Here is a 19,189-nt window from a genome sequence, read left to right on the forward strand (position 1 = left end):
AATGCGTCGCCGTCTACGCGGTCAGGACCGCATCGGCGGTGGCCAGCACGGCGGCGGCGTCGATCACGCTGCGCTCCAGCGCGCCCGCCTGCACCGCGACGGTCTCGGCGAAGAACCGCGCCAGCGTGATCGCCCGCGCCGGATCGCTCGCGCCGTCGAGATCGCGCGCCGCCAGCGCCTCCGCGGCCAGCGCGCAGCCGCCGAGCGTCGAGCCGAACAGCCGCAGATACGGCGTGGCGCCCGCGAGCGCGTCGTTCGGCGAGGCTCCGAGCTTCTCCAGCAAGTACTTGCTGGCGCGCTCCAGCGCGCCCAGCGCATCGCGCAGCCGCGCGCCGGTGGCGCCGAACGCCGGATCGTTCGAGGCTTCGACGTTGTCGACGATGATCGATAGTTCGTCGAGCAGCGCGAACACCGACGCGCCGCCGTTCGCTCCCAGTTTGCGGGTGACGAGATCGATCGACTGGATGCCGTTGGTGCCCTCGTAGATCGGCGCGATCCGCGCGTCGCGATAGTGCTGCGCGGCGCCGGTTTCCTCGATGAAGCCCATGCCGCCGTGGATCTGCACGCCTAGCGAGGCGACCTCGGTGCCGATATCGGTGGAGAACGCCTTGGCGATCGGCGTCAGCAGCGCCGCGCGCGCGGCCGCCGCGGCCTTGACCTTCGGATCGCCGCTGCGTGCCGCGATGTCCAGCGCCACTGCGGTCGAATAGCAGATCGTCCGCGCCGCCCCGGTCAGCGCGCGCATCATCAGCAACGTGCGCTTGACGTCGGGATGCCGGATGATCGGGTCGGAGCCTTTGCTGTCGCTGCCGATGGCGCGGCCCTGCTTGCGCTCCTGCGCATAGGCCAAGGCCTGCTGATAGGCGCGGTCCGCAATGCCGACGCCTTCGAGGCCGACGCCGAGGCGGGCCTGGTTCATCATCGTGAACATGCACTGCATGCCGCGATTTTCCTCGCCGATCAGATAGCCGATCGCGCCGCCCTGATCGCCCATCTGCATGGTGCAGGTCGGCGAGGCGTGGATGCCGAGCTTGTGCTCGACGCCGCTCGGGAAGATGTCGTTGCGCGCGCCGAGCGAACCGTCGGCATTGACCAGGAATTTCGGAATCAGGAACAGCGAGATGCCCTTGGTGCCGGCGGGCGCATCGGGCAATCGCGCGAGCACGAAATGCACGATGTTGTCGGTCATGTCGTGGTCGCCATAGGTGATGAAGATCTTGCTGCCGAAGATCCTGTAGCTGCCGTCGGCCGCGCGCTCGGCGCGGGTGCGCAGCGCGCCGACGTCGGAGCCGGCCTGCGGCTCGGTGAGCTGCATCGTGCCGGTCCATTCGCCCGACACCAGCTTGGCGAGATAGATCTGCTTCAGTTCGTCGCTGCCGTGCTCATTGAGCGCGTCGATCGCCGACAGCGTCAGCAGCGGGCACAGCCCGAACGCCATGTTGGACGACGCCCAGAGTTCGGTGCACACCGCGTTGACCGCCATCGGCAGGCCCTGGCCGCCGAATGCTTCCGGCCCCGACACCGCGTTCCAGCCGGCCGCGATCCAGCGCTGATAGGCGTCGGGCCAGCCCGGCGCGGTGGTGACGGCGTTGTGCTCGAGCTTGATGCCGTGCTTGTCGCCGATCCGGTTCAGCGGCGCCAGGATGTCGCCGGCGAACTTGCCGGCCTCTTCGAGCACCTGCGCGGTGAGCTCGCTGTCGTAGTCGCCGAGATGCCCGGCCGCCACCGCGGCCCGCAGGCCCGCGCCGTGGTTGAGGGAGAGCAGGATGTCGTCGATCGGAGCGCGATAGGTCATGGCATGGTCCCGGCAAAGGAAAGCTGGCCCGCCTTCTTCCATGAAACGCCGCCGCCCTCAACCTTTCGTCATGCCGCCCGCTCGGGCGCATTTTCGCGGTTCCATGCGGGCCCTCGGCGGTTGAAAACCGGCCGGCGTCTCTATAGACTGGCGGGGCCGGGCGGCGATTCCGCCGAAGCGGCCGGGATCGCGCGGCCGGCACCGGCGATGGGGCGTAGCCAAGCGGTAAGGCAGGGGATTTTGATTCCCCCATGCGGAGGTTCGATCCCTCCCGCCCCAGCCAGCGGTCTCGATTGCGGCGCGGCCACCGGCAATGACGCCGGCTTCGAGGGCCGCTCGAGCCTGGGAATCAAACGCATGTGTTCGGGGTGTGCCGTCACGGCCGGTTGCTCCGGCAGGTCGTGGTCGCGGCGCTGCGCTTACGGCGGCCGTCGAGGCCGGCTCGGGCGGAGAACAGTTTCGCCTTCGGTATGGTCCGGAGAGCAAATTACTCCGCGTCGTCGGGCGTTCGGGCAAGTTTCTTCTTACTTTCCGGCTCGTATTTACCGAGCCGGATCCTCGTGAATATGTCTGCTCCTGAACTCGCCGATCGCGCGGCGAGGCAGGAGACCGACATGCAGATGCCCGATGTGGTGATTGTGCTGGGATTTGCGATCGGCGCCGCGCTCGGCGTGGCCGGGTTGCTCAGCGGCTTCTGCCTGATGAGCGGGCTGCGCGATTACTGGACCAGGGACGACGGCCGCAAGCTGCGCAGCTACGCGCTGGCGCTGGCGGTTGCGATCGCAGGCACGCAGGCGCTCGGCGGTTTCGGTCTCGTCGAACTCGACAAGTCGCTGTATCTGCAGCCGTCGTTCTCGGCGCCGCTGATCTTTCTCGGCGGCCTGATGTTCGGCGTCGGCATGGTGCTGGCCAATGGTTGCGCCTCGCGCGCGCTGATCCTGCTCGGCAAGGGCAATCTGCGCTCGCTGCTGGTGATCGGCATCATCGCGGTCGCGGCGCAGATCACGCTGAAGGGCCTGCTGGCGCCGGCGCGGCTCGCCGTCCTGCAATGGACGCAAGTCGCGCCCGCCCACGTCTCGGTGCCGGCGCTGCTCGGCACCTTCGGGATCGGCGAGAGCGTCGCGCGGATCGCGGCGGTGCTGATCGTCGGCGGCGGCCTCGTTGCGTTCGCGTTGTCCGATCGCGCCTTTCGCAGCAGCCCGGGCCAGATCGCCGCCGGCCTGGTGATCGGCCTGCTGGTGGTCGCGGGCTGGCTCACCACCGGCTGGATCGGCGCCGATGACTTCAACCCGATGCCGGTGACGTCGCTGAGCTTCGTCGCGCCGCTGGCCGACACGTTGCAATATGCGATGTTCTCGACCGGGCTGTCGCTGTCCTTCGGCGTCGCGCTGGTCGCCGGCGTACTCGCCGGCAGCGTCGCCACCGCATTGCTGAGCGGACGCTTCGCGCTGGAAGGCTTCAGCTCGGCGCCGCATATGGTGCGCTCGATCGCCGGCGCGGCGCTGATGGGTTCGGGCGGCGCGATGGCCTATGGCTGCTCGATCGGTCAGGGACTGACCGGCCTGTCGACGCTGGCGCTGCCGTCCTTCATCGCCGTCGCCGGCATCGTCGCCGGCGCCGCGCTCGGCATTCGTCGGCTGGCGCCGGTCACGGCGCTCGCCGCGCGCTGAAGCGCAGCGTCGGAGCCGGCGCCGGTATCACGATCGCGTGCTGCGGATGACAGTCGCGCCGCGCGCCGCTAACCTGCCCTCAACAAACATTTCAGGGAGGCTCCCATGAAGCTGCTGATCGGCGCGGTCGCCGCCGTCGCGATGCTCTCGTTCGGCGTGGCGCCGGGTGTCGCTGCCGGCGCCAAATCACATCGGGTCGCGATCCAGGTTGATCAGGACGATCCGGCGGTGATGAATCTGGCGCTCAACAACGCGGCCAACATCATGGACGCGTACAAGGCGAAGGGCGAGGACGTCGAGGTCGAAGTCGTCACTTACGGTCCCGGGCTGCATATGCTGCGCGATGACAGTTCGCCGGTGAAGGATCGCATCAAGCAGATCGCCGATGCGAGCTTCCCCGCCACGATCAAGTTCACGGCTTGCGGCAACACCAGGTCGGGGATGGAAAAGCGTGAGGGCCACGCCATCGGCATCATTCCGCAGGCGAGCGTGGTGCCGTCGGGCGCGGTCCGTCTGATGGAGCTGCAGGAAGACGGCTGGAGCTATCTGCGGCCCTGAGCGACATCGGTGTGCGGCGCCGGAGAGCGTCGCGCAGCCGGCTCCGGCCGCGGCCGAGCAGTTCCGCCGGCGAACCGTCGACCAGCACGGCGATGCCCATGCGGGCGCCGAGCATCATGCCGATGATCGCGATCGGCCACGACAGCGCCATCATCGACCCGGCCGTGATGCCCTGGCCGATGGTGCAGCCGCCCATCAGGATGCCGCCGATTCCCATCAGCGCCGCGCCACCGATGTGACGGCGCATCTCGTGGTCGTCGTCGAACGCCTCCCAGCGCAATTCGTCGGCGCGCCAGGCCGCGAGAAACGATCCGACGACGACGCCGAACACCGTGCCCACGCCGAAATCGGCGAAATTCGCGGCGTTCAGCAGCCCCGCATAGATCGCCTTGCCGATGGTCGAGACGAAGGTCAGGCTCTGCGGGTGGACCGGCCCGGCGAACTCGTCGGCGAGCATCGTCGTCGCCAGCCAGCCCGCGACGGTGAGCAGGCCGAGCGCGACGCCGGCGCTCAGTAGCCGCGGCGTGCGCCGCAGCCGCTTGTCGCCGAACGCCAGCAGACACAGCGCGCCGCCGCCGAGCGCCGCGATCGCGGCGCGCAGATCCATGCCGAACAGATGCCTGGTGAGCGAGGCGAGGTCGGTGCTGACGCCGTCCGGCATCGCCACCGACAACCGTTCGAGGCCGGTGATGCGGAAACCGGAGAACACGCCGCGCAGCGTGGCGTAGGCGGCGCCGCCGAGCACCAGGATCACGACGAAGCTGCGCAGATCGCCGGTGCCCAGCCGGACCAGCGATCCGAATCCGCAGGTGCCGACCATCGCCATGCCGATGCCGAACAGCAGGCTGCCGAGCACGATCGAGGCCAGCGGCATCGCGGCCGCGGTGTAGTTGGTTTGCCCGGGATCGAGCACGCCGCCGATCACCAGCGCCTGGGTGCCGATCAGCGCGATGCCGAGCGCGAGGCCGAAGATCCGCAGCCGCCGCGTGTCGCCGCCCATCAGCGCGTCCTCGACCGCGCCGAACGAGCACAGCCGTGCCAACCGCACGAAGAAACCCGCACACGTCCCGATCCCGAATCCGGTCAGCGCGAGCAGCCAGGCGGACGTATCCTGCATGGGGGTCCCTCGAAAGCGCGCACACGCCGCGTCTGTCGCGGGCCGTTGTGCGCTGCGGCGAGGGTGGATTACTTCTGGTCGCCGCCTCTCGCCGAGGCGCAGAAGATATCATAGATCACCGAGATGATACGACGCACGTCCTCGTTGGCGAGACTATAGTAGATGGTCTTGCCGTCGCGCCTGGTATCGACCATGCCGTCGTAGCGCAGCCGCGCGAGCTGCTGCGAAACCGCGGACTGCCGCAGCGACAGGATGTTCTCGAGTTCGGTCACCGAGCGCTCGCGTTCGGCGAGCAGGCACAGCAGCAGCAGCCGGTTTTCGTGCGACACGGCCTTGAGAAAGCTGCTCGCCTTGCGGGCGCGGCGCATCAGCATGTCGAGCTCGGGCGAGTATTCCGCGCCGTCGCGGAATTCGGTCTCGATGTCCGGGTCGAGGATCGATGTCATGTCGTTCAATTGGCCTTGGGTTGCGCGAATCCGGCTTCAGGTGTGGTTGGGATTGGGCGGCGTGAGCTTCGTGACCATGGTCCCGAGCAGCCCCCAGAACGCGTCGTCGTTGATGTAACCGGTGATGCGACCGACCTCGCGGCCGTTGTCCATCACCACGAAGGTCGGCGTGAAACGCACCGGCGAAGTTAGCGCAATGCCCGCCGGCTTGTCGCGGTCGATATTGACGCGCCGCAGCGGCAGCAATTTGGCCTCTTCGGTCTTGTCGTAGATCGGCCCGACGTCGCGGTCCCAGCGCGCGCACCAGACGCATCCGTCGCGCTCGAACATCACCAACTCGGCCGCCCGCGCGCCCGCTGGCGCAAGCACCGCCGTCAGGATTGCGCAGAGCAGCATCGATTTCAGAAGCAATCGGGCCATGATGTGATACATATAGACGAATTCGCATGTTTATTCCAGTGCCGGGGCCGCCGTGACGTCCAGTATCTCTCTAATTGGCGCGTTCGGGGCAGGGGTGCTGTCGTTCCTGTCGCCCTGCGTGCTGCCGCTGGTGCCGCCGTATCTGTGTTTCCTGGCCGGCGTCAGCCTCGACCAGCTCTCCCGTGGTTCCGATCAGCCGGTCAAGGCGGTGAACGGGCGGGTGGTGGGGTCGTCGGTGGCCTTCGTGCTGGGGTTTTCGACCGTGTTCGTCGCGCTCGGCGCCTCGGCCTCGGCGCTCGGCAAGGTCGTCACCGAGTATTTCGATACGCTGGCGATCATCGCCGGGGTGGTCATCATCATCCTCGGATTGCATTTCCTCGGCGTATTCCGGATCGGCCTGCTGTTTCGCGAGGCGCGCTTCCATAATGTCCGTCGCGGCGCCGGCTTTCTCGGCGCCTATGTGGTCGGGCTCGCCTTCGCGTTCGGCTGGACGCCATGTGTCGGCCCGGTGCTGGCGACGATCCTGCTGGTCGCCGGCGTCGAGGGCTCGGCGGTGCGGGGCGCGGCGCTGCTCGGCGCGTACTCGCTCGGGATCGGGCTGCCGTTCCTGCTGGCGGCGCTGTTCTCCGGCGGCTTCATCCGGCTGATGGCGCGGATGCGCGCCCATATGGCGACGATCGAGAAGGTGATGGGCGCGGCGCTGGTGCTGACCGGGGTTTTGTTTCTGACCGGCGCGATGCCGAAGATTTCCGGCTGGCTGCTGGAGACGTTTCCGGCGTTCGGGACGATCGGATAGAGCGCGTCAAACGGGGAGGGAGTGATGATCGACCGAGCAATGTCTCGCCGCCATGCGCTGGCCGCGCTCGGCGGCATCGGCGCCGGCGCGCTGGGCCTGCGCGCGAAGCCGGCGCGCGCCAAGCCTGTGCTCGGCGACGACGGGCTGTATCAGCTCGACTGGTACTTGCAGAGTTTTCTCGACCTCAAAGACGATCTCGACGGCGCCACCGCGAAGGGCAAACGCTTCGCCATCCTGTGGGGGCTGAAGGGCTGCCCGTCCTGCAAGAAGCTGCACGAGGTCCACTTCAGCGACCCCGCGATCGAAGGCTACATTCGCGAGCACTTCGAGATCGTGCACCTCAACCACATCGGCGCCCGCGAAGTCACCGATTTCGACGGCGGCAGGCTCGGCGAGAAGGCGTTCGCGCAGGCCTATGGCATCCGCTTCACGCCGACGCTGCAGTTCTTTCCCGAGAGCAGCGAGGGCCTCGGCGCGCGCAAACCGCAGGACCGCGAAGTGGCGCGGCTGCCCGGCCTGCTGGAGCCGCCGGAGTTTCTGGCGATGTTCCGATACGTCCGCGAGAAGGGCTATCAGTCGATGCCGTTCACCGACTGGCTGAAAAAGCCGGCATAGCCGCGCGCCGTCTCCGCGAGTCATTCCGGGGCGCGAGCGCAGCTCGCGAACCCGGAATCCGACGCGGGCACGGCTTGGCGACAGCCGCGGACACCAATGTCGAGATTCCGGGTTCGCCCGCGGCTTCGCCGCGTGCGCCCCGGAATGACGAACGAGAGTTCATTTGCGGCGACGAACGCGATTAGCTTGCTATGCCGTCGTTCCGGGGCGCGCCACCGGGTCCGGCCTCCGGCCGGCCCGATGACAGGCTCCGCGCGAACCCGGAATCTCTCTTTGCAACAACCTCTGGATTCCGGGTTCGCGAGCTTTCGCTCGCGCCCCGGAATGACTCGTGGTGGCCTTAGAAATCCAGCCGGTCTTTGATCGCCTCGATGCCGGCTTTGGCGCAGGAATCGTCGGCGTCGCCGCCGGGCGCGCCCGACACGCCGATGCCGCCGACCAATGAGCCGCCGGCCTCGATGATCAGGCCGCCGCCGAGCACGACCACATTGGGCAGGTCGCGCAAGCCCGACTGCGGCATGCCGGGCTTGGTGATCGCCTGCAGATCCGTCGTCGAGGTCTTGAACGACACCGCGGTCCAGGCTTTGCCGGTCGCGGTGGTGGGCGAATGCGCGCCGGCGAAGCGGTCGCGCAGCATCACCTGCGGCAGGCCGGTGCGGTCGACCACGGCGACCGCGACCTGAAAGCCCTGCTTGCGGCATTCGGCGAGCGCGGCTTTCGCGCTGTCGAGCGCCAGCTCGGGGCTCAGCGATTTGGTGACGACCAGCGCGTCCTGCGCGCCGGCCGGCATCGTCGTGAGAAGCGCGCCGGCGATCATCGCGATCGCCGGAATCGAGTGTCGGATCATCGGATCCCCCTTCGGCCGCAGGGCCGTTACTTGTTGACCGGCGATTCCGGATCGAACAGGAACGCCATCACGTCCTTGATCTGCTGCTCGGTCAGGAAGCCGTTGGTGCCGAACCGCGGCATGTTCGAGCACGGCACCACCGCCTGCGAGTTGTAGATCTTGGTGTAGGCCTGCTTGATCTCGGCGTCCGTGTAGTTGCGGTCGCGGCCGTAATGCGTGAGGCTCGGGCCGAGCGTGCCGAACGATACTTCCGACGGAGCCATCTGGTGGCAGGCGTAGCAATTGCCGCCGTTGACGGTATCGGCCTTGTCGGAGAACTGCCCGCCGCGGCCGTTATTGGCGATCTTGGCGCCGGCCTTCCAGTCGCCGAGCAGCTTGCCGTCGGCCGGAAAGGCCACTTTCTTGATCTCGCGCTGCATGATCGCTTCGGCGACATCGGTCGGCACTTCGTTGCGGAATTTGTTGCACGCCTTCATCGTGTCGTCGGGGACGATCCTCTGCTGCCATTCTTCCGGCGCCTTGCCGAAGGTGGCCTTGACGTAGGCGTCGACGGTTTCGGTCGACACCTTGTGAATCGGCGCGCTGGACGTCGGCGCGGCGTCGGCTTTGGTGGCGCCCGGCTTGGTCGTCGTTTCGCTGGCCTTGGTTTCGGTGGCCTTGGTTTCGGTGGTCTTGCCGGTCGCCGCGGCCGGCTTCGGCGGGATCGCCTGGTCGGCGGCGTGAGCCGTGATCGGACCGCAGGTCAGAGCGCCGAGCGCGAGCGCCAGCATCGAGAACTTCGTCATTGTCGTCATGATGCGGCCTCCCTCAGCGCTTGATTGACGGAACGATGAGTTCGCCGCCCGACGCGATCTTGTTGAGATACGATGTCAGCGCGGTGATGCCATCCGAGCCGTAGTCCGGCGCCGGCCAGCGCTGCTGGCGGTAGCAGTCCCAGATCCGGTGCTGGAAGGTCCGCAGCGCGCTCTGCGACACGCGATAGGTCGGCCAGCTCGCCATCGTCAGTTGCGCGTCCTTGCCGGGGCCGGCGAGATACGGCAGCCCCTGCAACCGGATGCGCTTGCCTTCGGCGCCGTGGCAGGTCGAGCAGGAGAAATCCATCACCCCGCCGCGGCGATGGAATAGCTCCTCGCCGACCGCCGCCATTTCCTGCTCCTTGGGATGTCCGAGCTGCGGCTCGATCGCCATGCCGCTCGACTTGTTGGCGATGAACGCCACCAGGTCCTCCATATCGGAGACCCGGCCGGGGCCGGAAAAGCGGCGGGCCACGACGTCCTTGGTATCGAGCCCCTGGATATTCTGCATGCACCACAGCAGGCGCTGCTCGAGATCCATCACCCGGTCGGCGTCCTTGAAGTAGCGAGGTAGTTGCGCGAAGGCGCCTTCCAGCTTGCCGGCGCCGCGGCCGAGATCGCAGCCTTCGAGCGAGACGTTTTTGGTGCCGCGCTTCTCGGCCCAGAGCTGTTCGCCGCGGTCCACTGCGAGGAAGCCGGGATTCGACATCGGATCGGAAATCATCGCGCGATAGCGCTCGATCTCTCTTTCACTGGCGTCCTCGGCGTGAACGCGAAACGCCATTGTGCAGAGCACAAACGCAAATAGCACTGATAATCCGATGGATCTCATCTCGCTCCCTCCCCTGGGCCGTCTTGTGCGGCTTAAAAAGACCCGGCGGCGCGCCGGATATCTTTACATTCAAGAAAAACAATATCATGATGTTTGCAGATCATGACCGATCGAGCTTGGAAACGTCAAGCGGTACTGCAGTCAAGGGATGCGAAAGACTCCCTGAGGAGATGCCCAGATGAATTTGATGAAGGTTGAGCCGAGCCGCCGCGACGCGCTGGCGCTCGCAGGACTCGCGGGCCTCGCCGCGCTGCTGGCGCCGCGGATGTCGTTCGCCGATGTCGCCGCGGTCGACGCCGAGATCAAGAAGCTCTACGGCGACAAGAAGTTCGAGAGCGGCAAGATCAGGCTCGACGTGCCGGAAATCGCCGAGAACGGTCTCGTCGTCCCGGTCAATGTCGACGTCGAGAGCCCGATGACCGATGCCGACTACGTCAAGGCGGTGCACGTCTTCGCCGACGGCAATCCGCTGCCCGGAATCGTCAGCTACAAGTTCACGCCGGCTTGCGGCAAGGCCGCCGCCTCGACGCGGATGCGGCTGGCGCAGACCCAGAACATCGTCTGTATCGCCGAAATGTCGAACGGCAGCCTGTATTCGACTAAGGCCAACGTCAAGGTCACCATCGGCGGCTGCGGCGGCTAGGCCCGGCATCGACGCCGATAGCAAGAAACAGACAGGCGAGGACATTCAGATGGCGACCACTCCCACCCCCCGCGTTCGCGTTCCGACCCAGGCCAAGCCGGGCGAACTGATCGAGATCAAGACGCTGATTTCGCACGAAATGGAATCCGGTCAGCGCAAGGACGCCTCCGGCAAGATCGTGCCGCGCAAGATCATCAACACCTTCGTGGCCACGTTCAACGGCAAGATGGTGTTCGAGGCCGAATGGAATCCGGCGATCTCGGCCAATCCGTATCAGTCGTTCTTCTACAAGGCGTCGGAGTCCGGCGAACTCGTCTTCACCTGGAAGGACGACGACGGCTCCAACTACACGTCCAAGCACAAGCTGACCGTCGCCTAACGACGGCGCGTCGGCGCTGATTCGCATCGACCGTGGGCGTGCAGCCCGCGGGCCGCGGAGTCGCGCCGGAAATCAAGTCGAGCGGATCGGGTCCTCGCGACATGCGGGGCGCCATCTGCGCGGACAAGGGAACGGAAACGATGATCTCGCGGCGGGAATTCCTGCAGGCCACGGCGGCCGCATCGGCGCTCACGATCGGCAGCGGCCTCGGTCCGATCGGGCGGGTGGCGGCGCAGCAGCGGCTGACGCAGGCCGACATCCTGAAGTTCGATCCGCTCGGCACGCTGACGTTGCTGCACGTCACCGACATCCACGCCCAGTTGATGCCGCTGCATTTCCGCGAGCCGTCGGTCAATCTCGGCGTCGGCGAAGTCAAGGGCAAGCCGCCGCATCTGACCGACGCGGAATTCCGCAACTACTTCCACATCGCCACCGGATCGCCGGACGCCTTCGCGCTCACCGCCGATGATTTCGTCGCGCTCGCCCGCAACTACGGCCGGATGGGCGGCATGGACCGCGTCGCCACGCTGGTGAACGCGGTGCGCGCCGAGCGCGGCGCCGACAAGGTGCTGCTGCTCGACGGCGGCGACACCTGGCAGGGGAGCTGGACCTCGCTGCAGAGCAAGGGCCAGGACATGATCGACGTCATGACCGCGCTGAAGCTCGACGCGATGACCGGCCATTGGGAATTCACCTACGGCGCCGACCGCGTCAAGCAGGTCGCCGAGTCGGCGCCGTTCGCCTTCCTGGCGCAGAACGTCCGCGACAGCGAATGGCAGGAGCCGGTGTTCGAGGCGCGCAAGATGTTCGAGCGCGGCGGCGTCAAGATCGCGGTGATCGGGCAGGCGCTGCCGCGCACCGCGGTCGCCAATCCGCGCTGGATGTTCCCGAACTGGGAGTTCGGCATCCGCGAGGAGGACATCCAGAAGCAGGCCGACGACGCCCGCGCCGAGGGCGCCGAGGTCGTGGTGTTGCTGTCGCACAACGGCTTCGACGTCGACCGCAAGCTCGCCGGCCGGGTCAAGGGCCTCGACATGATCCTCACCGCCCACACCCACGACGCGATGCCGGGCCTGATCAGGGTCGGCGACACCGTGCTGGTGGCGTCGGGCTCGCACGGCAAATTCGTGTCGCGGCTCGACATCGCGGTGAAGGACAAGAAAGTGTCCGACATCCGCTTCAAATTGATGCCGGTGTTCGCCGACGCCATCGCGCCGGACCCGGCGATGAAGCAACTGGTCGAGAAGCTGCGCGCGCCCTACGCCAAGGATCTCGCCCGAATCGTCGGCAAGACCGATTCGCTGCTGTATCGCCGCGGCAATTTCAACGGCACCTTCGACGACCTGATTTGCGACGCGATGCTGAAGCAGCGCGACACCGAGATCGCGCTGTCGCCGGGCTTCCGTTGGGGCGGCACGCTGCTGCCGGACGAAGACATCACCTGGGAGGCGATCACCAACGCCACCGCCATCACCTATCCGAACTGCTACCGCAACGAGATGACCGGCGAGCAGCTCAAGAACGTGCTCGAGGACATCGCCGACAACATCTTCCACCCGGACCCGTATTTCCAGGGCGGCGGCGACATGGTCCGCACCGGCGGCATGGGCTACGCGATCGATATCGGCAAGGAGATCGGCTCGCGCATCTCCGGCATGACGCATCTCAAGACCGGCAAGCCGATCGAGGCGTCGAAGACCTACACCGTCTCCGGCTGGGCCAGCATCAACCAGAACACCGAAGGGCCGCCGATCTGGGACGTGCTGGCGAAGCACGTCGCGCAGGCGGGGCCGGTGAAGATCGATCCCAACAGCGCCGTCAAGGTGTCGGGCGCCTGAGATGACGACCGCCTCCGACGACCCGCGACCGACGCAGTCGCGCATGGTGATAGCAAAAGGCAATCCGGCATGAGTGAGAAGCCCCCCTCCGATATCCTCGATCGCCGCCGGTTTCTCGGCGCTGCGGGCCTCGCCGGCGCCGGCGCGCTGCTGCCGCTCGCCGCGAAGGCCGGCGAGGGCGCCAAGCCCGACCCGGCGATCACCGAACTGCAGGACTGGAATCGCTTTCTCGGCGACGGCGTCGACAAGAAGCCCTATGGGGTGCCGTCGAAATTCGAGAAGGACGTGATCCGCCGCGACGTGTCGTGGCTCACGGCGTCGCCGGAATCCTCGGTCAACTTCACGCCGCTGCACGCGCTCGACGGCATCATCACGCCCTCCGGCCTGTGCTTCGAGCGCCATCACGGCGGCGTCGCCGACATCGATCCGGCGCAGCACCGGCTGATGATCAACGGCCTGGTCGATACCCCGATGGTGTTCACCATGGACGACATCCGGCGGATGCCGCGCGTCAATAAGGTGTACTTCCTCGAATGCGCGGCGAATTCCGGCATGGAATGGCGCGGCGCGCAGCTCAACGGCTGCCAGTTCACCCACGGCATGATCCACAACGTGATGTACACCGGCGTCACGCTGAAGACGCTGCTCGATCAGGCCGGGCTGAAGCCGAACGCCAAATGGCTGATGCTGGAGGGCGCCGACTCGGCTGGCATGAATCGCTCGCTGCCGGTGTCGAAGGCGCTCGACGACGTGCTGATCGCGTTTGCGATGAACGGCGAGGCGCTGCGTCCGGAAAACGGCTATCCGCTGCGCGCGGTGATTCCCGGCTGGCAGGGCAATCTCTGGGTGAAGTGGCTGCGCCGCATCGAGGCCGGCGACATGCCGTGGCAGGCCCGCGAGGAGACCTCGAAATACACCGACCTGATGCCGGACGGGCGCGCCCGCAAATACACCTTCGTGATGGACGCGAAAAGCGTGATCACCAATCCATCGCCGCAGGCGCCGCTGAAATTCAAGGGCCGCAACGTGCTGACCGGCGTCGCCTGGTCGGGGCGCGGCATCGTCAAGCGCGTCGACGTCACCATGGACGGCGGCCGCAACTGGCGCGAGGCGCGGATCGACGGCCCGGTGATGGACAAGTCGATGGTGCGCTTCTACGTCGATTTCGACTGGAACGGCGAAGAGCTGATGCTGCAGTCGCGCGCCATCGACGAGACCGGCTATGTGCAGCCGAGCAAGGCCGAGCTGCGCAAGGTCCGCGGCGTCAATTCGATCTACCACAACAACGGCATCCAGACCTGGCTCGTGCATCCGGACGGAGTGACTGAAAATGTCGAGATCGCTTAGTCTCATCGCCGGTCTGGCCGTCGCCGCGCTGGTCGCGGTGCCGCTGACCGGGGCGATCGCCGAGAAGGCCGCGCCGAAACCCGCCAAGGCGGTGGCGACCCAGCCGGCGCCGCCGCCCGCGCCGGTGAAACTCGGCCTCGGCCGCCCGGCGCTGCCGGAGGAAGTTCACGCCTGGGATACGGATGTGCGTCCCGATGGTCTCGGCCTGCCGCCCGGCAAAGGCAGCGCGAAGCAGGGCGACGCGCTGTTTCAGGAAAAATGCTCGACCTGCCACGGCGAGTTCGGCGAAGGCGTCGGCCGCTATCCGGTGCTGTCCGGCGGCCTCGGCTCGCTGACGGCCGATCGGCCCGACAAGACCGTCGGCTCGTACTGGCCGGACGCCACCACGGTGTACGACTACATCAGCCGGGCGATGCCGTTCGGCAATGCGCGTTCGCTCACCGCCGACGAAGCCTATGCGTTGACGGCCTATCTGCTCAACATGAGCGACGTGATCAAGGATCCGGATTTCGAACTCGACCAGAGCAATCTCGCGAAAGTGAAGATGCCCAACGCCGACGGCTTCTATCTCGACGATCGGGAAACGTCCGAGAAGCAGTTCTGGAACAAGAATCCGTGCATGAAGAACTGCGGCCCTGCGCCGAAGGTGATCGGCCGCGCGATCGCGGTCGACGTCACGCCGGACGAAAAGGCCGGGCCCAAGGTGGACTGAGGATGAGTACGATACACGGCCGTGCGCCGTGTGCGCGAAGTAACAATTGCGGGAATTCGGTGGCGCGACGAAGCCGCGTTGCGCCAGATCAATGCCCGGTCGGAGGATCGACACACTATCTGATAATTATCGCAGGCTTGCGCGCCCCGAGGACGCGGCGCGGAGGAAACATCCTTGAATCTCGATCTGCTCATCGAACGCTTCGGCGAAACCGCCGCGCTGACCGCAGGCGGTCTGGCGGTGGGCCTCGCGTTCGGGGCGTGCGCCGAGCGCAGCAAATTCTGTCTGCGCGCGGCGGTGATCGAGTTCTCCGAAGGCTCGTTCGGGCCCAAGCTCGCGGTGTGGCTGCTGACGTTCTCGGCCGCGGTGGCCGCGACCCAGGCGGCGATCTCCACCGGACTTCTCGATGTCTCCGAGGCGCGCCAGCTCGCCGCGACCGGAAGCCTGTCGGGCGCGGCGATCGGCGGGCTGATGTTCGGCGCCGGCATGGTGCTGTCGCGCGGTTGCGCCAGCCGGCTGCTGGTGCTGTCGGGAACCGGCAATCTTCGCGCGCTGGTCACCGGACTGATTTTGACGATCGTGGCGCAGGCCTCGCTGCGCGGCGTGCTGTCGCCGGCGCGGGAATTCCTGTCGCAGCTCTGGACGTTGCCGGGCGGCGCCGCGCGCAATCTGCTCAGCGTCGCGCATGTCGGGTCGGTGGTCGGCGCATCGCTCGGCGCGTTCGGGCTCGCGGTCGCGTTCTGGCTGGCGTGGCGCAACCGGATCGGCATCGTCAACGGGATCGCCGCGATCGGCGTCGGGTTGGCGGTGACGGCCGGCTGGCTGGTCACCTACACGCTGTCGCTGCATGCGTTCGAGCCGACCACGGTCAAGAGCGTGAGCTTCACCGGGCCGTCGGCGGATACGCTGATGGGGCTGATCAATTCGCCCTCGGTGCCGCTCGGCTTCGATATCGGCCTGGTGCCCGGCGTGTTCGCCGGCTCGCTGGTCGCTGCGCTGATCGGCCGGGAGTGGAAGCTGCAGGGCTTTCACGACGGGCTGAGCATGGGGCGCTACGCCGCCGGCGCCTTCCTGATGGGCTTCGGCGGCATGCTGGCGGGCGGCTGCGCGGTCGGCGCGGGCGTCACCGGCGGATCGATCTTCGCGGTCACCGCATGGCTCGCGCTGGCGGCGATGTGGCTGGGCGCGCTGGTGATGCACACTTTGATTGATGCGAAGGCGGCGGCGCTCGCGCCCGCGCTGACGACGAACCAGACCGGCAATTAAGCCGGCATCGACAGTAGACAGGAAACGTCTGGGAGGAAGCAGAATGGCCACGACCGGCCGAGCGCCGCCGCGTGCCGCGCGAGGAACGCGGGCGATACGTGCCGCGCAGGCGATGCGTCCGGCGCGCGGCGTGTCCGCGGCGCTGCGCGCGGCCGTCGCCGGCGTGGCGCTGTGCGTCGCGGCTGGCGCCGCCGCGGCCGGCGACCGCGAGCTCGGCGAATATCTCTCCAGCGAATGCGTCACCTGCCATCAGCTCAGCGGTCGGTTCGACGGCATTCCGTCGATCGTCGGCCGCGCCGAGCCTGAACTGATCGAAGCGCTCACCGAATATCGCGGCAAGATCCGCGACAACCAGGTGATGCGGGCGATCGCCGCCAAATTCAACGACGAGGAGATCGCCGCGCTCGCGAGCTATTTCGGCAGCCTCGAACAAGAAAAGGACGAGCGCAATACCGACCGGACCGGGGACGTCCGCGCATTCACATCGACCATGGAGGGGAAGAAATGACCATCGACAGACGCCAATTCTCGACCGGCCTGCTGGCGGCCGCAAGTCTCATCGCGATGCCCGGCGTGTTGCGCGCGCAGACCAAGCCGCGCGTCGTGGTGATCGGCGGCGGACCGGGCGGGGCGACGGTGGCGAAGTACGTCGCACGCGACTCGCAAGGCGCGATCGACGTCACCATGGTCGAGCCGCTGGAGAAGTTCATCACCTGCTTCCACTCCAACCTGGTCCTCGGCGACATGCGCAGCATGGAGTCGATCACCCACCCCTACAAGCTCGGCGGCTACGGCGTGAAGCACGTCCGGCAGATGGCGGCCGCGATCGACCGCGACAAGAAGCAGGTCCGGCTCGCCGACGGCAGTACGCTCGACTACGACCGGCTGGTGGTCGCGCCCGGCATCGACATCAAGTTCGACTCCGTGCCCGGCTATTCCGAGGCCGCCGCCGAAATCATGCCGCATGGCTGGAAGCCCGGCGCGCAGACGCTGCTGGTGAAGAAGCAGCTCGACGCGGTCGAGGACGGCGCCACCATCGTGATGCTGGCGCCGCCGAATCCGTTTCGCTGCCCGCCCGGACCATATGAACGGGTCTCGGTGATGGCCAAGGTGCTGAAGGCCAAGGGTCACACCAAATCCAAGATCATCGTGATCGATCCGAAGGACAAGTTCTCCAAGATGGCGCTGTTCCAGGAGGGCTGGCAGAAGCACTATCCCGGCATGGTCGAGTGGATGGACCCGAAGATGCACGGCGGGGTGAAATCGGTCGATCCCAAGGCGATGACGGTGACCACCGATTTCGAAACCATCCAGGCGGCGATGGTCAACGTCATCCCGGCGCAGATGGCCGGCAGAATCGCGCGCGACGCCGGTCTCGCCAACCAGACCGGCTACTGTCCGGTGGAGGCCGCCAACATGAAGTCGGCGCTTGATCCGAATATCTACGTCCTCGGCGACGCGGCGATCGCCGGTGCGATGCCGAAATCGGCGTTCGCCGCCAACAGCCAGGCCAAGGTGGTGGCGAATGCGGTGCGCGGCGAACTGACCGGGGCGCGCACCTTCCCGGCGCGCTATGCCAACACCTGCTGGTCGGTGCTGGCGAAGGACGATACGGTCAAGGTCGGCGGCCGCTACGAGCCGAAGGACGGCGCCATCGCTGAGGTCGAGGGCTTCGTCTCGAAGACCGGCGAGGATTCCGGCCTCCGCTTCCAGACCGCCGAAGAAAACATGGGCTGGTATGCCGGCATCACCGCCGACATCTTCACCTGAGACCGCGCGAGTCGGTGCACTGCGCCGGCTCGCCTTTTCGTCCGGAGACATCACGTGCCGAAACCGATCCTGATCAGTCGCCGCGACGCGATCCGCGGCGCCGCGGCCGCCGCCGCGTTGCTCGCCTGTCCGGCGATCGCCAAAGCGCGGCCGAAGGTCGTGGTGCTCGGCGGCGGGGCGGGCGGCGCCACCGCGGCGAAGTATCTGCGCCACGGCGACGATGCCGTCGAGGTGACGCTGGTCGAAGCCAACCGCAGCTACGTCACGCCGTTCACCTCGAACCTGTATCTCGGCGGGCTGAAGCCGTTCGAGACGCTGAGCTACGGCTACGAGGGCATCGCCGCGCGCGGCGTCGGCATGGTGTTCGACAGCGTCACGGCGATCGACCGCGACGCCAGGCAGGTGCTTACCGCCAGCGGCGCGCGGCTGTCCTACGACCGGCTGGTGCTGTCGCCCGGAATCGATTTCCGCTGGGACGCCGTGCCGGGCTATTCCGAAACCGCCGCCGAGACGATGCCGCACGGCTATCGCGGCGGCGCGCAGTTCAAGCTGCTGAAAAGCAAACTCGACGCGCTCGGCGACGGCGCGCTGATCGTGATCATCGCGCCGCCCAATCCGTATCGCTGCCCGCCGGCGCCCTACGAGCGCGCCTCGATGATGGCCTATGCGCTGAAGACGCGTGGCGTGAAGGACGCCCGCATCGTCATTCTCGACGCCAAGGATCATTTCGCGATGCAGACGCTGTTCATCGACGGCTGGGAGCGCCACTACCCCGGCATGATCGAATGGCAGGACCCCACCATCCACGGCGGCATCAAGGCGGTCGATCCCAAGGCGATGACCGTGACCACCGATTTCGAGACCCACAAGGCGGCGCTGGTCAACGTCATCCCGCCGCAGATCGCGGGGAAGCTCGCGCGCGATGCCGGCCTCGCCGACGCCAGCGGCTTCTGTCCGGTCAATGCCGAGACCATGACCTCGCTGCTCGATCCGTCGATCCAGGTGATCGGCGATTCCGCGACCGGCGGTGAATTTCCGAAATCCGGCTTCGCCGCCAACAACGAGGCGAAGGGCGCGGCGATGATCCTGCGCGCCGAGCTGCTCGGCGAGCGGCGGATGCCGATCCGCTTCACCAATCATTGCTGGAGCGACATCGCCCCCGACGACGCGATCAAAAACGGCGCCCGCTACGCGCCGCAGAACGGCAGGATCGTGGCGTCCGATCCCTACACCTCGCAGCTCGACGAAAGCGCGGAGCTCCGCGCCAAGCAGGCGCGCGAGGCGGCCGGCTGGTACATCGGCATGACGACGGACATTTTCGGCTGAGCGCTGCGCGTCGACCCG

General features: G+C 67.0%; 20 protein-coding genes and 1 tRNA gene. 14 read left to right on the forward strand and 7 right to left on the reverse strand.

The features are described 5' to 3' along the window. Window positions 1–13: 13 nt before the first annotated feature. Entirely contained in the window at window positions 14–1,795 is a 1,782-nt protein-coding gene (locus tag SR870_RS21800; protein WP_322515583.1) for an acyl-CoA dehydrogenase, read from the reverse strand. A gap of 208 nt (window positions 1,796–2,003) precedes the next feature. Here SR870_RS21800 and SR870_RS21805 point away from each other — a divergent pair. From SR870_RS21805 to SR870_RS21815, 3 genes are all read left to right on the forward strand, one after another. Beyond that, window positions 2,004–2,078: transfer RNA gene (locus SR870_RS21805), tRNA-Gln, on the forward strand. A gap of 331 nt (window positions 2,079–2,409) precedes the next feature. Then, window positions 2,410–3,465, forward strand: a complete 1,056-nt coding sequence (locus SR870_RS21810) for a YeeE/YedE family protein (protein WP_416221105.1) — start codon at window positions 2,410–2,412, stop codon at window positions 3,463–3,465. Between the two features lie 105 nt (window positions 3,466–3,570). After that, a complete protein-coding gene (locus SR870_RS21815) occupies window positions 3,571–4,023 on the forward strand; it encodes a DsrE family protein (protein ID WP_322515584.1) in 453 nt (150 codons plus the stop codon). Here the strand turns inward: SR870_RS21815 and SR870_RS21820 are convergent. From SR870_RS21820 to SR870_RS21830, 3 genes are all read right to left on the reverse strand, one after another. After that, window positions 3,938–5,140, reverse strand: a complete 1,203-nt coding sequence (locus SR870_RS21820) for a YeeE/YedE family protein (RefSeq protein WP_322515585.1) — start codon at window positions 5,138–5,140, stop codon at window positions 3,938–3,940. The genes SR870_RS21815 and SR870_RS21820 overlap by 86 nt on opposite strands. Before the next feature lie 68 nt (window positions 5,141–5,208). Continuing rightward, complete coding sequence (locus tag SR870_RS21825; RefSeq protein ID WP_322515586.1) at window positions 5,209–5,586, reverse strand: metalloregulator ArsR/SmtB family transcription factor; 378 nt, start codon at window positions 5,584–5,586, stop codon at window positions 5,209–5,211. Between the two features lie 36 nt (window positions 5,587–5,622). Beyond that, entirely contained in the window at window positions 5,623–6,018 is a 396-nt protein-coding gene (locus tag SR870_RS21830) for a thioredoxin fold domain-containing protein (RefSeq protein ID WP_322515587.1), read from the reverse strand. Window positions 6,019–6,058: 40 nt separating this feature from the next. Between SR870_RS21830 and SR870_RS21835 the strand changes: the two genes are divergently transcribed. Continuing rightward, entirely contained in the window at window positions 6,059–6,802 is a 744-nt protein-coding gene (locus tag SR870_RS21835) for a cytochrome c biogenesis CcdA family protein (RefSeq protein WP_322515588.1), read from the forward strand. Between the two features lie 24 nt (window positions 6,803–6,826). Further along, entirely contained in the window at window positions 6,827–7,417 is a 591-nt protein-coding gene (locus tag SR870_RS21840; RefSeq protein ID WP_322515589.1) for a thioredoxin family protein, read from the forward strand. A 340-nt stretch (window positions 7,418–7,757) separates the two neighbouring features. Here the strand turns inward: SR870_RS21840 and SR870_RS21845 are convergent, their stop codons facing one another. From SR870_RS21845 to soxA, 3 genes are read right to left on the reverse strand one after another with little or no spacing between them, the layout of a single operon-like run. After that, window positions 7,758–8,264 (reverse strand): heme-binding protein, encoded by a 507-nt coding sequence (locus SR870_RS21845; protein ID WP_322515590.1) that lies wholly within the window; start codon window positions 8,262–8,264, stop codon window positions 7,758–7,760. Between the two features lie 26 nt (window positions 8,265–8,290). After that, window positions 8,291–9,049, reverse strand: a complete 759-nt coding sequence (gene soxX / locus SR870_RS21850; protein WP_322518347.1) for a sulfur oxidation c-type cytochrome SoxX — start codon at window positions 9,047–9,049, stop codon at window positions 8,291–8,293. Window positions 9,050–9,071: 22 nt separating this feature from the next. Continuing rightward, entirely contained in the window at window positions 9,072–9,890 is an 819-nt protein-coding gene (soxA, locus tag SR870_RS21855) for a sulfur oxidation c-type cytochrome SoxA (RefSeq protein WP_322515591.1), read from the reverse strand. Between the two features lie 178 nt (window positions 9,891–10,068). Here soxA and soxY point away from each other — a divergent pair, with 178 nt between their 5' ends. The 9 genes from soxY (at window position 10,069) to SR870_RS21900 (ending at window position 19,171) form a co-directional block, all read left to right on the forward strand. Next, a complete protein-coding gene (gene soxY, locus SR870_RS21860) occupies window positions 10,069–10,533 on the forward strand; it encodes a thiosulfate oxidation carrier protein SoxY (protein WP_322515592.1) in 465 nt (154 codons plus the stop codon). A gap of 49 nt (window positions 10,534–10,582) precedes the next feature. Then, window positions 10,583–10,912, forward strand: a complete 330-nt coding sequence (soxZ, locus tag SR870_RS21865; protein WP_322515593.1) for a thiosulfate oxidation carrier complex protein SoxZ — start codon at window positions 10,583–10,585, stop codon at window positions 10,910–10,912. A gap of 140 nt (window positions 10,913–11,052) precedes the next feature. Continuing rightward, a complete protein-coding gene (gene soxB, locus SR870_RS21870) occupies window positions 11,053–12,750 on the forward strand; it encodes a thiosulfohydrolase SoxB (RefSeq protein ID WP_322515594.1) in 1,698 nt (565 codons plus the stop codon). A 69-nt stretch (window positions 12,751–12,819) separates the two neighbouring features. Beyond that, window positions 12,820–14,097 carry a sulfite dehydrogenase gene (gene soxC / locus SR870_RS21875; RefSeq protein ID WP_322515595.1) on the forward strand — a complete coding sequence of 426 codons (1,278 nt, stop codon included), beginning with the start codon at window positions 12,820–12,822 and terminating at the stop codon, window positions 14,095–14,097. Next, the gene (locus SR870_RS21880; RefSeq protein ID WP_322515596.1) at window positions 14,081–14,809 is read left to right on the forward strand and encodes a cytochrome c; all 729 of its coding nucleotides are present in this window, start codon (window positions 14,081–14,083) and stop codon (window positions 14,807–14,809) included. The genes soxC and SR870_RS21880 overlap by 17 nt, the downstream gene beginning before the upstream one ends. 174 nt (window positions 14,810–14,983) lie before the next feature. After that, window positions 14,984–16,075, forward strand: coding sequence for a YeeE/YedE family protein (locus SR870_RS21885; RefSeq protein ID WP_322515597.1), 1,092 nt, complete (start codon window positions 14,984–14,986; stop codon window positions 16,073–16,075). A 43-nt stretch (window positions 16,076–16,118) separates the two neighbouring features. After that, entirely contained in the window at window positions 16,119–16,583 is a 465-nt protein-coding gene (locus tag SR870_RS21890; protein ID WP_322515598.1) for a sulfide dehydrogenase, read from the forward strand. Next, window positions 16,580–17,845 (forward strand): FCSD flavin-binding domain-containing protein, encoded by a 1,266-nt coding sequence (locus SR870_RS21895; protein ID WP_322515599.1) that lies wholly within the window; start codon window positions 16,580–16,582, stop codon window positions 17,843–17,845. Before SR870_RS21890 ends, SR870_RS21895 begins: the two co-directional genes overlap by 4 nt. 54 nt (window positions 17,846–17,899) lie before the next feature. Then, window positions 17,900–19,171, forward strand: a complete 1,272-nt coding sequence (locus SR870_RS21900) for an FAD/NAD(P)-binding oxidoreductase (protein WP_322515600.1) — start codon at window positions 17,900–17,902, stop codon at window positions 19,169–19,171. The last annotated feature ends 18 nt before the right edge of the window (window positions 19,172–19,189 follow it).

The organism is Rhodopseudomonas palustris (genome assembly GCF_034479375.1).
Lineage (GTDB): Bacteria > Pseudomonadota > Alphaproteobacteria > Rhizobiales > Xanthobacteraceae > Rhodopseudomonas > Rhodopseudomonas palustris_M.

What these genes read in the sequence shown, in the direction of transcription:
- SR870_RS21800 (WP_322515583.1), bottom strand. Translation starts at nt 1,795, where the DNA reads ATGACCTATCGCGCTCCGATCGACGACATCCTGCTCTCCCTCAACCAC.
- SR870_RS21810 (WP_416221105.1), top strand. Translation starts at nt 2,410, where the DNA reads ATGCAGATGCCCGATGTGGTGATTGTGCTGGGATTTGCGATCGGCGCC.
- SR870_RS21815 (WP_322515584.1), top strand. Translation starts at nt 3,571, where the DNA reads ATGAAGCTGCTGATCGGCGCGGTCGCCGCCGTCGCGATGCTCTCGTTC.
- SR870_RS21820 (WP_322515585.1), bottom strand. Translation starts at nt 5,140, where the DNA reads ATGCAGGATACGTCCGCCTGGCTGCTCGCGCTGACCGGATTCGGGATC.
- SR870_RS21825 (WP_322515586.1), bottom strand. Translation starts at nt 5,586, where the DNA reads ATGACATCGATCCTCGACCCGGACATCGAGACCGAATTCCGCGACGGC.
- SR870_RS21830 (WP_322515587.1), bottom strand. Translation starts at nt 6,018, where the DNA reads ATGTATCACATCATGGCCCGATTGCTTCTGAAATCGATGCTGCTCTGC.
- SR870_RS21840 (WP_322515589.1), top strand. Translation starts at nt 6,827, where the DNA reads ATGATCGACCGAGCAATGTCTCGCCGCCATGCGCTGGCCGCGCTCGGC.
- SR870_RS21845 (WP_322515590.1), bottom strand. Translation starts at nt 8,264, where the DNA reads ATGATCCGACACTCGATTCCGGCGATCGCGATGATCGCCGGCGCGCTT.
- soxX (WP_322518347.1), bottom strand. Translation starts at nt 9,049, where the DNA reads ATGACGAAGTTCTCGATGCTGGCGCTCGCGCTCGGCGCTCTGACCTGC.
- soxA (WP_322515591.1), bottom strand. Translation starts at nt 9,890, where the DNA reads ATGAGATCCATCGGATTATCAGTGCTATTTGCGTTTGTGCTCTGCACA.
- soxY (WP_322515592.1), top strand. Translation starts at nt 10,069, where the DNA reads ATGAATTTGATGAAGGTTGAGCCGAGCCGCCGCGACGCGCTGGCGCTC.
- soxZ (WP_322515593.1), top strand. Translation starts at nt 10,583, where the DNA reads ATGGCGACCACTCCCACCCCCCGCGTTCGCGTTCCGACCCAGGCCAAG.
- soxB (WP_322515594.1), top strand. Translation starts at nt 11,053, where the DNA reads ATGATCTCGCGGCGGGAATTCCTGCAGGCCACGGCGGCCGCATCGGCG.
- soxC (WP_322515595.1), top strand. Translation starts at nt 12,820, where the DNA reads ATGAGTGAGAAGCCCCCCTCCGATATCCTCGATCGCCGCCGGTTTCTC.
- SR870_RS21880 (WP_322515596.1), top strand. Translation starts at nt 14,081, where the DNA reads ATGTCGAGATCGCTTAGTCTCATCGCCGGTCTGGCCGTCGCCGCGCTG.
- SR870_RS21890 (WP_322515598.1), top strand. Translation starts at nt 16,119, where the DNA reads ATGGCCACGACCGGCCGAGCGCCGCCGCGTGCCGCGCGAGGAACGCGG.
- SR870_RS21895 (WP_322515599.1), top strand. Translation starts at nt 16,580, where the DNA reads ATGACCATCGACAGACGCCAATTCTCGACCGGCCTGCTGGCGGCCGCA.